This is a genomic window from Phytoactinopolyspora endophytica (assembly GCF_004138495.1).
GTDB lineage: Bacteria > Actinomycetota > Actinomycetes > Jiangellales > Jiangellaceae > Phytoactinopolyspora > Phytoactinopolyspora endophytica.
In genome coordinates this window covers 281,292-292,501 of sequence record NZ_ML142852.1, presented here as the reverse complement: position 1 = coordinate 292,501, position 11,210 = coordinate 281,292, and the positions used below count along the sequence as shown (strand labels likewise).

The 11,210-nt window shown below is 66.1% G+C and carries 14 protein-coding genes; 10 read left to right on the top strand and 4 right to left on the bottom strand.

The genetic code is table 11. From position 1 onward, the window contains the following. The 3 genes from ELR45_RS40690 to ELR45_RS09770 form a co-directional block, all read right to left on the bottom strand. On the bottom strand, positions 1 to 310 hold a 310-nt coding region (locus ELR45_RS40690; RefSeq protein ID WP_276320661.1), incomplete at its 3' end, for an ATPase domain-containing protein. Between the two features lie 102 nt (positions 311 to 412). Continuing rightward, a complete protein-coding gene (locus ELR45_RS09775; RefSeq protein ID WP_129665500.1) occupies positions 413 to 1,162 on the bottom strand; it encodes a class I SAM-dependent methyltransferase in 750 nt (249 codons plus the stop codon). A gap of 81 nt (positions 1,163 to 1,243) precedes the next feature. Then, complete coding sequence (locus ELR45_RS09770) at positions 1,244 to 2,023, bottom strand: DUF3109 family protein (RefSeq protein WP_129665499.1); 780 nt, start codon at positions 2,021 to 2,023, stop codon at positions 1,244 to 1,246. A gap of 139 nt (positions 2,024 to 2,162) precedes the next feature. Here ELR45_RS09770 and ELR45_RS09765 point away from each other — a divergent pair, with 139 nt between their 5' ends. The 6 genes from ELR45_RS09765 to ELR45_RS09740 all read left to right on the top strand — a co-directional run bounded on the left by ELR45_RS09765 (position 2,163) and on the right by ELR45_RS09740 (position 7,047). Beyond that, positions 2,163 to 3,113: a Ppx/GppA family phosphatase gene (locus ELR45_RS09765; protein ID WP_129665497.1), complete on the top strand. Its 951-nt coding sequence runs from the start codon at positions 2,163 to 2,165 to the stop codon at positions 3,111 to 3,113. 34 nt (positions 3,114 to 3,147) lie between these two features. Then, positions 3,148 to 4,008 (top strand): sugar phosphate isomerase/epimerase family protein, encoded by an 861-nt coding sequence (locus ELR45_RS09760; protein WP_129665850.1) that lies wholly within the window; start codon positions 3,148 to 3,150, stop codon positions 4,006 to 4,008. Beyond that, entirely contained in the window at positions 4,005 to 4,628 is a 624-nt protein-coding gene (locus ELR45_RS09755; RefSeq protein WP_129665495.1) for a TetR/AcrR family transcriptional regulator, read from the top strand. Before ELR45_RS09760 ends, ELR45_RS09755 begins: the two co-directional genes overlap by 4 nt. Positions 4,629 to 4,941: 313 nt before the next feature. Beyond that, positions 4,942 to 5,712, top strand: coding sequence for an ABC transporter ATP-binding protein (locus ELR45_RS09750; protein ID WP_129665493.1), 771 nt, complete (start codon positions 4,942 to 4,944; stop codon positions 5,710 to 5,712). Then, on the top strand, positions 5,709 to 6,437 hold the full coding sequence (locus ELR45_RS09745; protein ID WP_129665491.1) for an ABC transporter permease: 729 nt from the start codon (positions 5,709 to 5,711) through the stop codon (positions 6,435 to 6,437). Before ELR45_RS09750 ends, ELR45_RS09745 begins: the two co-directional genes overlap by 4 nt. 16 nt (positions 6,438 to 6,453) lie before the next feature. After that, entirely contained in the window at positions 6,454 to 7,047 is a 594-nt protein-coding gene (locus tag ELR45_RS09740; protein ID WP_129665489.1) for a TetR/AcrR family transcriptional regulator, read from the top strand. A gap of 56 nt (positions 7,048 to 7,103) precedes the next feature. Here the strand turns inward: ELR45_RS09740 and ELR45_RS09735 are convergent, their stop codons facing one another. Further along, positions 7,104 to 7,958, bottom strand: coding sequence for a phosphatase PAP2 family protein (locus ELR45_RS09735; RefSeq protein ID WP_165367636.1), 855 nt, complete (start codon positions 7,956 to 7,958; stop codon positions 7,104 to 7,106). A gap of 165 nt (positions 7,959 to 8,123) precedes the next feature. Here ELR45_RS09735 and ELR45_RS09730 point away from each other — a divergent pair, with 165 nt between their 5' ends. The 4 genes from ELR45_RS09730 to ELR45_RS37340 all read left to right on the top strand — a co-directional run. After that, the gene (locus ELR45_RS09730) at positions 8,124 to 8,690 is read left to right on the top strand and encodes a TetR/AcrR family transcriptional regulator (RefSeq protein WP_205856303.1); all 567 of its coding nucleotides are present in this window, start codon (positions 8,124 to 8,126) and stop codon (positions 8,688 to 8,690) included. Positions 8,691 to 8,813: 123 nt separating this feature from the next. Next, on the top strand, positions 8,814 to 9,743 hold the full coding sequence (locus ELR45_RS09725) for a proline dehydrogenase family protein (protein WP_129665846.1): 930 nt from the start codon (positions 8,814 to 8,816) through the stop codon (positions 9,741 to 9,743). Next, complete coding sequence (proC, locus tag ELR45_RS09720; RefSeq protein WP_129665485.1) at positions 9,740 to 10,543, top strand: pyrroline-5-carboxylate reductase; 804 nt, start codon at positions 9,740 to 9,742, stop codon at positions 10,541 to 10,543. Before ELR45_RS09725 ends, proC begins: the two co-directional genes overlap by 4 nt. Positions 10,544 to 10,626: 83 nt before the next feature. After that, positions 10,627 to 11,210: arginase family protein (locus ELR45_RS37340; protein WP_476704126.1), on the top strand; the 584-nt coding region annotated here is incomplete at its 3' end.

The following is an 11,210-nucleotide window of genomic DNA, read 5'->3' as shown; positions in this document are numbered from 1 at the left end:
CGAGCAACAACGTGGACTTACCGACACCTGGCTCGCCGGCGAGCAGGATGACCGCACCTTGAACGAGGCCGCCGCCGAGGGCGCGATCGAATTCCTCGACGCCGGTGGGACGAGAGCGAGCCGGCTCCAGCCCCACCGCGCCGATCGGTTGGGCGGCCTGGTTGACCGGACCGGGGGTGGTGCCGCCCGGACGTGCTCCTGTGGCCTCGTCGACGGTGCCCCACGCCTGGCACTCGCCACAGCGACCGACCCACTTCGACGTGGTCCATCCGCATTCCACGCACCGGAAAGTCTGTGCTGCCTTGGCCATAGGAGAACGCTAGCGTCCACCACCGACAGCCTCTCCACCGACGGCCTTTCTCCCATGATCATCAACCGTGGGCCGCATAGTGCCGCGGCCCACGGTTGATGATCATGGGAACGTGCGCCAGAAAAGGTTGACGGCGTAGTCGACGGTGGCGCCGGTGTGCTCGGCGAGGAAGGCGTCAGCGACATCGGGAGCGAACTCGATGCGAACCACGGCTTCGAACGACGCCCGGTCGGGTTGGTCCCAGCGGATGTCCAGCGTCTCGCGGTGCCAGCCCTGCCGCGCCCAGAAGCGTTCGACCTTCTCTGCGTCGTACTCCGGCAGCGCGCGCTGGAACCATCGGCCGAACGTCGAGCGGGTCGCGTCGTTGTCGATGACGAATGCGGTTCCGCCGCGACGAAGGACCCGTCGCAGCTCAGCGATCCCAGGCTCGCATCCGGGGCCGAAGAAGTATGCCCACCGGGCGTGTGCGACGTCCACTGACGAGGACTGCATCGGTAGCGACTGGGCGGTGCCCCGAAGCACCCGGATGCGCTCGTCCCGCCGAGGCGCTCTGTGGCCGAGAACTCCCAGCAGCGGACGCCCGCCCGCCCCGAATGACGCGACTCGCCGATGCGCTCGCTGGACCAGTGGCGGGTGCGGTTCGACGCCGATCACCCGGGCCGCGTCGACAGCGAATCGCGGGAGATGGAAACCCGATCCACACCCCACATCCACGACGGTTTGGCCCGCCCAGTCGTGGATCCGGCGCATCGCCGTCTCGATCACGCCGTCTGGGTCGACACCGAGGTTCTCAGTCTCGTAGACGTCCGGGAATTTCCATATGTTCGGACTGGGAATCACACCGCGCGGCACTGGCCCAGCCTAGGGCAGCGTTGTTCGCGGATGGCGACCTCGGCCTGCCATGCGGGGCCAAGGGGCCCGGACGCGCGATCGTCAGCCGTTCTCGGCAGTGGCCGGGTGCACGAGAAGCGGAAGTTGGGCGTCGAGGAATGCCTTGCAGTGGCGGGCCAGCTCCTCGAAGGCGGCGTCACCGACGAGCTCCCGCAGCTCAGGCTCGTTGCTCCGATAGACCGGCTCCACCCCGACGTGCGCCGACGCGGCACCGGTGCAGTACCAGTCCATGTCGTGCCCGCCGCTTCCCCAGTCTCGGTGCTGGTACTCGGTGATCGTGATCTCCAGGTAGCTGCTGCCGTCGGCCCGCTCCACGTCCCGGTACGCCCGGCGGATCGGGAGTTGCCAGCAGACGTCGGGCTTGGTCTCCAGCGGATGCATGCCGGCCTCAAGCGCATACTTGTGCAGGGCGCAGCCGGTACCGCCGGCGAAACCGGGCCGGTTGTGGAAGATGCACGCGCCGTCTACCACGCGGGTTTTGCGTTCACCGTCCTCGTCGGTCTCTACGACGCCGTGACGCAGGCCGTCGGAGCGTAGCTGCCATGTGTCCTCATCGAGCAACTGGGCGAACTCGCGGACGCGTTGCTCGTCGTCGGCGTCCGAGAAGTACGCGCCGTGTGTGCAGCAGCCGTCGTCAGGGCGCGATGCGTAGACGCCGGGACAACCCTGGCCGAAGATGCAGGTCCATCTCGACGTCAGCCACGTCAGGTCGCAGCGCAGAATACGTTCTGAGTCGTCTGGATCCGGAAACTCGACCCAGGCCCGCGCCCCGTCCGCGGTGGGCGGTTCCGCTGTCTTCACACCCGCGAGCTTACGTCTCATGCGGGCGGCATGCTCGTGAACGGTGCAGGTGCGGGTACTAGCCGCCGGGGAAGCCAACGGGTCTGACGCCACCGCGGGCCGGGCCCGAAGTGAGCCCCAACCCCCGCCCTGGCCCGCACGCACGCGGTAGCCTCTGTCTATGCGCATCGGAGTCTTGGACGTGGGGTCGAACACGGTGCACCTGCTGCTTGTCGATGCCCACGCCGGTGCGAAACCCCTCCCTGCCTACAAGGAGAAGACGGAGCTGCGCCTGGTCGACCTGCTCGACGGCGATGACTCGGTGGACAGCGAAGGTGCGGACCGGCTGGTCGAATGCTGCGTCAACGCGGTCCAGATCGCTGAGGACAAGGGCGCGACGTCGATGCTCGCCTTCGCGACGTCAGCGCTGCGTGAGTCGCCGAATGGGGCGGCCGTCATCGACCGGGTCCGGCGCGAGGCCGGGATCGACCTCCATGTGCTCTCCGGGGAGGACGAGGCGAAACTTACGTTCCTCGCGGTGCGCCGCTGGTACGGATGGTCCAGTGGGAGGCTCTTGTGCTTTGACATCGGTGGCGGATCGCTGGAGCTCGCGATGGGTATCGATGAGGATCCGGATGTCGCTGTCTCGCTGCCGCTGGGAGCGGCCCGGCTGACCCGGAAATTCTTGACCACCGACCCGCCGGGCGACGATGAGGTCAGAGCCCTCCGTCGTCATATCCGGGCGGAGATCGCCGACGTCGTGGGGAAGGTCACGCGGTTCGGTGCACCGGACAAAGCCGTCGCGTCGAGCAAGACCTTCAGATCGCTGGCCCGTGTCAACGGCGCGGCGCCGTCTGGAGATGGTCCTTACGTGCGGCGTCTGCTGAAGAGTTCCGACATGCCTGACCTGATCGACAGGCTCGCCGAGATGACATCGGCAGAGCGGGCGAAGCTGCCGGGGGTCGCGAAGAGCCGCGCTGAGCAGCTCCTCGCCGGCGCTCTCGTGGCGGACGCGGCCATGGACCTGTTCGACGTCTCGTCGGTCGACATCTGTCCGTGGGCGCTCCGCGAAGGGCTCATCCTCCGCCGTCTTGACCAGCTGGAAGGCGTCGGATCGGACCCCCTACGCTAGGGGTGTGTCGGAGCTGCGCCAGAGCGCTATGGGGATGTTGCGGGTGCCAGATGCACCGGTCGGGTTGTCCACGACCTCCGTCTACCCGCAAGGGACCGCCACGGCGTTCCAGCTGGCGTCCTCACTCGGGTACGACGGGGTCGAGCTGATGGTGTGGACGGACCCGGTGAGTCAGGACATCGACGAGATCGCCCGGCTCTCGGAGCAGTACGACATGCCTGTGCTGTCTGTCCATGCTCCGTGCCTACTGATTACCCAGCGCGTCTGGTCGCCTGACCCTTGGGTCCGGTTGACCCGGTCGATCGAGGCTGCCGACCGGCTCGGCGCGGGAACCGTCGTCGTCCACCCTCCGTTCCGTTGGCAGCGGGACTACGCGAGAGACTTCGCGAAGCGCATCGCCGAGATGGAGGATGAGACGGGCATTGTGATCGCGGTCGAGAATATGTACCCATGGCGTGCAGCCGGGCGGGAGATGGCGGCCTACGCACCGCATTGGGATCCGACGACGGGGCCGTACTCGCACATCACGCTGGATCTCTCGCACGCCGCGGTCGCCGGCGGCGATGCCCTGGCCATGGCCGACGCGATCGGTGACCGGCTGGCGCACGTGCATATGACGGACGGGACGCCGTCCGCGCGCGACGAGCATCTGATCCCTGGCCGGGGCAACCAGCCGTGTGCGGCGTTGCTGGAACGGCTTGCGAAGGAGGAGTGGTCGGGTTCGGTGATTCTCGAGGTCACCACGCGGCGTGCTCGCAGCACCGATGAGCGCGAGGCGGAACTCGACGAAGCCCTCGCGTTCACCAGGCTGAACCTCGCCGCTGCTGTGGAAACCGCGTTCGCCGTCTCCACGGACGGGATCGCCGAACAGGTGGTGCGGAGGTCGGAGGCATGAGTCTGAAGAGCGGGAAGATCCGTGGACGTCGCCCTGGGAACGGCAGTTCGCGCGACGACATTCTCACCGCGGCCCGGAGCGAGTTCGAGGAGAAGGGGTACGACGCCGCCACTGTCCGTGCGATCGCCGCTCGCGCGGATGTCGATCCGGCGATGATCCACCATTTCTTCGGCAACAAGGAGAAGCTGTTCATCGCGGCCATGGAGGTCCCATTCGACCCTGGGATCGTCGCGGAGGCGATCGCCACCGGCCCGCGTGAGCAGCTTGGTAAGCGGGCGGTGCGGACCTTCTTAGGCGTGTGGGAGAACCCGAACGCACGCGGTCCGATGCTGGCGTTGCTGCGCTCGGCGATGACCAACCGGGCAGCGGCGGCCATGCTCCGCCAGTTCGTGACGCGAGCTCTGCTCGGCCGGGTGCTGCCGTCCTTGGACGACCTGCCGGACGCGAAACTTCGGGCCGAAGCACTGATCTCCCAGCTCATCGGGATGGGAGTCCTGCGGTACGTCGTCCAGGTCGAGCCGCTTGCCTCCGCCACTGAAGATGAGCTGGTCGAACTTATCGGCCCTGTGATTCAGCATTACATCGCCGACGTCGATGCGTCGGGGGATCCTCGGCCGTGAACGCCCTCGGGCCGCATGTGTGCTGCTCAGATGAGGCGGTCGGTACACGACTGCCCTGACGGCTGCCTCCGGGTGCGCACTCCGGCGCCTGTGTCACCACGCTGCACGTGGTCACATCCCGCTGTGACGACGGGGAACGTGAGGTCGAAGCGACCTTGCTCCGGTGATGCGGCCGCTCGGCGAAGCGGATCTCCGCCAGGTCTCGCGGGGTGACGCATCGCTCCTTCCGCCAGCGGAGGCCGGCACGGCGTGAAGGGCTGTCGAGCTGCGGATTGGGTTGACATCGGATCCGCACGTAGGTCATATTCAACACATGATGAATTACGAAATGGGTGCTGCTGAGGCGCGATCCGGGCAGCCAGACGAGCATGCGGTCCGCATCCGCGGACTGCGCGTGGTTCGCGGAGCGCGGGCAATCCTCGACGGATTCGACCTCGACATCCGGCGCGGCAGCATTACCGGTCTGCTGGGACCGTCGGGATCGGGAAAGTCCACCCTCATGAGGGCGATCATCGGCGTCCAGAAGATCGCCGGAGGCGAAGTCGACGTGCTCGGCTCACCGGCCGGGTCCGCCGGCTTGCGGACGCGCGTGGCGTACGTCACGCAGGCTCCAAGCGTGTACACGGACCTCACGGTCCGCCAGAACCTGCGCTATTTCGCCGATGTGCTCGGTGCGCCGCATGCTGATGTCGACCGCGCGATCGGCCAGGTAGATCTCGGGGACCATGCGGACAAGCTGGCAACGAACCTCTCCGGTGGTCAGTTCTCCAGGGTCTCGCTCGCCGTGGCCTTGCTCGGCCGTCCTGAGCTCCTCGTGCTCGACGAGCCCACGGTCGGCCTCGACCCGGTCCTGCGTCAGGAACTGTGGGACATGTTCGCCGAGATCGCCGCCGACGGCGCGACGCTGCTGGTGTCCAGCCACGTGATGGACGAAGCGCAACGATGCAACGACTTGGTCCTGCTCCGCGAAGGCGGGGTGCTGCTCGCTCACGACACGCTCGCGAACCTGCTCGAGCGGACCGGCGCCGCCGACGCGGAGCAGGCCTTCCTCCACCTCGTCTCGAAAGAGGTCAGTCACGTATGAACGCGCGTATCACCTTTGCCACCGCCCGGCGCGTATTGACCCAGCTCCGCCACGACCCACGGACCGTGGCGATGCTTCTGGTGATTCCCTGCCTGCTGATCGCGCTGTTGTGGTGGATCTACGACGGCGGGACGGTCTGGGATCAGATCGGCCCGGCGCTGCTCGCGATCTTCCCGTTCATCATCATGTTCCTGGTGACGTCGATCGCCACGCTGCGAGAACGTACCTCGGGCACGCTGGAGAGACTTCTGTCCATGCCGACCGGGAAGCTGGACTTCTTGCTCGGGTACGCACTGGCCTTTGGCATCGTCGCCATCGTTCAGGCTCTGCTCGCGGGGACGTTGGCGGTCACTCTGCTCGACATGGACGTGACCGGGCCGGTCTGGGTGCTACTGACCGTCGCCGTGCTGGATGCGCTGCTCGGTGTAGCTCTCGGTCTGTTCGTCAGCGCTTTCGCACAGACAGAGTTCCAGGTTGTCCAGTTCATGCCCGCGCTGGTCATTCCTCAGATCCTGCTCTGCGGCCTGCTGGTGCCTCGGGCCGAGATGCCGGATGTGCTCGACGTGCTCTCCGGCGTCTTGCCATTGTCGTACGCGGTCGACGCGATGAACGAGGTGCAACACGTGAGTGAGCCCTCAGTATGGGCCGACGGCGGCATCATCGTGGCGTTCATTATCGGACTGCTCGCGCTCGGTACGACGACGCTGCGGCGGCGCACCTCGTGACAGCGGGATCCTTGGCATGACACGGCCGCGGCGTACGGGCCGCGGCCGTCGTCCTGGGCTGCCTCGCACGCATGATGAAATTCTGGCCGCGGCTCTGGCCGAGTTCGGTGAGCACGGGTACGACGCCGCGACCGTCCGCGCTATCGCCGCTCGGGCCGGCGTCGACGCCGCGATGGTCCACCATTTCTTCGGGTCCAAGGAACAACTGTTCAGAGTCGCACTGGACGTTCCGGTCGACCCCGACGCACTGTTCGCCGACATCGTCGACGGAGAACCGGATCGCTTGGGAGAGCGGGCGGTGCGGACTTTTCTGCGGGCGTGGGAGAACCCTGCGTTCCGCCGGCCGATGCTGTCGTTGCTGCGTTCTGCGACGGCCCAGCCGGCGGTCGCCGGACTTTTGCGGGAGTTTGTCGTCGCCGTCCTGTTCCGCCGGATCTCGCCCGTGTTCGGTGGCGTTCCCGATGCGGAGCTGCGGATGCAGACAGCGGCATCTCATCTGGTCGGCATGGCGGTCATGCGCTTTGTGATGCACGTCGAGCCGATCGCCTCGGCGACAGAGGAGGAGCTCGTCGTGCTGATCGGTCCGGGCATCCAGCGATACATCCCTTGAGATGGCCCGCTACGGACGAGCATTGCGTTGGGAGTCCGCTCGCCGCGAGCGCCGCCTCACCGGTCGGCCGGCACCCTCCGGGCGCGGCTTGCGTCGTACTCTGCGGCGTGGCCGTCTTGCCTGCTGAGGTTCGGTTCGTCAGGCTGCGAGCGCTGTGGCCCGACGCCCGGCGGATCGGCGTCTTCTCGTGCGGCGGCCTTGGCCGACTTCCAGTGTTCGATACCGACCGCCACGATCAGTCCGAGCAGTACGACCGTGCCGCCGACGATGCCGTCCATGATGTAGTGGTTCCCGGTCAACACGATCGCCGTGAACATGAGCACGGGCATGGTGGCACCGAAGACCTTCGCCAGTGCCGTCTGCCCGACGGTGGCCCATGCGATGCCGAGCAGGAGGATCCAGCCGAAGTGCAGGCTCGGCATGGCGGCGTACTCGTTGACGAACGGCGACGCACTGAAGTCCCGGTACGCCGTGGAGTTGTCGGAGACCGTGTCGATGAAACCGTGCTCAGGCAGGAACCGCGGTGGTGCGAGCGGGAAAAGAGCGAAGATCGCGAGCGTGATGGCGCCTGACGCGAGCAGCGCGTTGCGGTACAAGGTGTACCGATCCGGATGCCGGAGCAACAGCCAGACGAGCGTCCCGACCAGGACCGGCCAGTATCCTGCGATGTAGATGCCGTTGATCACGTTGATCACGGCATCGTGGCCGACTACCCAGCTCTGGATGTCCGGTTCGACGAAGAGGCCGAGGGACTCCTGGAAAGAAATGAGCCGTTCGGCATTGTCGAAGGCGAGGTCGACTCTGTCATCTGTCATGCCCCTGACCAGCGAATAAAGCAAAGCGGCGGTGAGGATCAGCACGACCTCGCGGACGATGCGCTGCGCACGCCCGTCGCGTGTCGTCTGCCTCACTCGGTCGAGTACCCGGTCTCCCATGACATCCGGACCTCCCCACTCTTAGCTTACTTGCCAGCCGGCAAGTAAGCTTGATACTAGTGCGTTACCGTAGCGGGATGCCGCTGAATTTCGTGGATTGTTGCGTGATCCCAGCCACAGAGCTGTAGAGAAAGGGTGCCGATGGTTGCGGATGCCAGGGAGATTGCGCCTGATACAGCTGCCCGCATACGCGAGGTCGCATTGGATTTGTTCGGCCGCCAGGGGTACGAGAAGACCTCGCTGCGGCAGATTGCCGAAGAGTTGGGCATCACCAAGGCCGCGGTCTATTACCACTACCGCAGCAAGGTAGACATCCTCGACGACCTCTTGCGCCCTCTTGCCGACGACGAGGAGATGGTGCTCGCCGAGGCTCGGAGTGGGCTCAAGAGCATCGAATGCCGGTGCCGGTTGGTCGAGAGCTACCTCGATCTGCTCCTCAAATACCGCGACGTCGCTGTGTACGTGATGTCGGACATCGTCGGTGCGAGCAACTCCCGCATGGTGACAACGCTGCAGCGACATGATCGCGAACTCGTCAGCCTGCTGTCTGAGTCCGACCTCTCGCTCGCCGAGAGAGTGCGCGTGCTGTCCGCCATCGGCGCCATGACGACCATCCTGACCATGTCCGAGCTGCCTGCCGAAGATCTCAGGCCGCTCGTGCTCGAGGCCGCCCGGGACACGCTTGGCCTGAACAACGCCGGAGGTTAGAGCGTTCCGGTGTGCCAGCCCGTCGCCTCGCCGATTGCCGAGCACTATCGCCTTGCCGTGCCGTAGCCTGACCTTGGTCGAGCACATGCGGGAGCGGAAGGGACGGCTGCTTTGCCGGGATCGTTGTCGAGGTCGGTGTTGTTGGCCGCAGCTCGAAGTGAACGTCTGAAGGATGTCACCGAGCGGGTCGCACTGACCCGCCGCTTGGTGGCCCGTTATGTGGCGGGTGCCAGTGAAAGCGACGTCATCCGCGTCGCCGGTGACCTCGTGGGCGACGGATTCACGGTCAGCATCGACCGTCTGGGCGAGCACACGCGTGATCTGGGACAGGCGATGCGGGTCGCCGACACGTACGTGTCCGTGCTCGACGAGTTGCATCGTGCGGAGCTGTCCGCCCGAGTCGAGGTCTCGGTAAAGCTCTCCGCGATCGGTCAGGCCTTTCATGGCGATGGCGACAGGGTCGCGTTGGACCATGCGCGCCGGATCTGCCACGCGGCTCGGAATGCCGGCACGACGGTCACGGTGGACATGGAAGACCACACCACTACGGATTCCACGTTGAACATCCTCCGTGAGTTGCGCTTAGATTTTCCTGAGACTGGTGCGGTACTGCAGGCGTATCTGCGGCGTACCGAAGGCGACTGCCGCGATCTGGCCCATGCGGGATCCCGGGTGCGGCTCTGCAAGGGGGCGTATGACGAGCCGCCCAGCGTGGCCTTCATGCGTAAGGCGGACGTGGACCGGTCCTACGTTCGGTGCGCCAAGATTCTTCTCTCTGGCCCTGGTTACCCGATGCTGGCCACTCATGACCCACGGCTGGTGGAGATTACTGGAGCGCTGGCCTCGAAGTACCACCGGCTTCAGGGCAGTTATGAGTATCAGATGCTCTACGGTGTGCGGCCCGAAGAGCAGCGCCGGTTGGTGCGCGCGGGTGAGGAGGTCCGGGTGTACGTGCCGTACGGTGAGGATTGGTACGGATACCTGGTTCGGAGGCTGGCTGAGCGGCCGGCCAACCTGAGTCTCTTTCTTCGATCGGTGGCGAGTAAACGATGACGGTGGCGATCCTCGGAGCCGGAGTGATGGGCGAGGCCCTCCTCTCTGGGCTGGTGCGAGCGGGTAGGCGGGTCGACGAACTGCTCGTGGCGGAGCGTCGTCCGGAACGGGCCCAGGAGCTCACCGACCGGTACGGCGTGGGCGTGGTGGACAACTCCGCCGCAGTCAAGCGGGCAGACACGGTGATCCTCGTCGTCAAGCCCCAGGACATGGGGGCGTTGCTGGAGCATATCCGCGACTCGATCCGGCCGGGGCATCTCGTCGTCAGCCTGGCCGCCGGTATCACCACAGCTTTCATCGAGGGGAAGCTCCCGGATGGCGTCGCGGTCGTGCGGGTCATGCCGAACACGCCGGCCCTCGTCGACGAGGGCATGGTGGCGATCGCACCGGGCACGCACTGCGACGAGACGCACCTGCACGAGGCTGAGGAACTCCTGCGCTCGACCGGCAAGGTGCTCCGGGTCCCGGAGAAGCAGCTTGATGCGGTCACCGCCATCTCCGGATCCGGCCCGGCGTATGTCTTCTACGTCGTCGAGGCGATGATCGAGGCGGGCGTGCACATGGGGCTTCCACGGTCCACGGCGACCGAGCTGGTCGTGCAGACCTTGGTGGGCTCGGCGAAGCTGTTGCGAGAGACCGGTGAGCATCCCACGGTGCTTCGAGAAGGCGTCACGTCTCCGGGTGGCACCACGGCGGCCGCGATCCGGCTCCTGGAAGACGGCAAGGTCAGGGCCGATTTCCTGGCCGCGATCGAGGCAGCACGTGACCGGTCCCGCGCTCTCTCCTCCGGCGATGTGTGAGCCGCCTCAGTCTGTGGGGCGCGGGTGGGGAGTTGCCGTCCTCGGCGTCGATCGCGCAGGAGTTCGGTCTAAGGTCGGGATCTATGAGTGACACCGGGGTGGGCCTGCATGTTGCGTGGGATGACTCGCTGACGCGGTACAACTTCGGGCCGGGCCACCCGATGAATCCGGTGCGGCTTGAGCTGACCATGCGGCTCGCGCGTGAGATGGGCATCCTCAGCTTGCCCGGCGTCCGGGTCGTCGCACCGGAAGCCGTCGATGATGAGCTGCTCACGGCGGTGCATACCTCGGATTACGTGGAGGCGGTGCAAGCCGCGAGCGTGGATCCGGCCCGGACGGACCTTTCATACGGGCTCGGCACCGATGACGTTCCCTGTTTCATCGGCATGCACGACGTCAGCGCACGCATCGCGGGCGGAACAGTCGCCGCGGCCCGTTCCGTATTGGACGGGAGGATGCCGCACGGGGTGAACATCAGTGGTGGCCTGCATCATGCGATGCCGGGAGCGGCGTCCGGCTTCTGTGTCTACAACGACGTCGCGATCGGTATCCAGGCGATGCTCGACGCGGGCGCGGAGAGAGTCGCCTACGTGGACGTGGACGTCCACCACGGCGACGGTGTGCAGGCCATCTTCTATGACGACCCGCGGGTGTTGACGATCAGCCT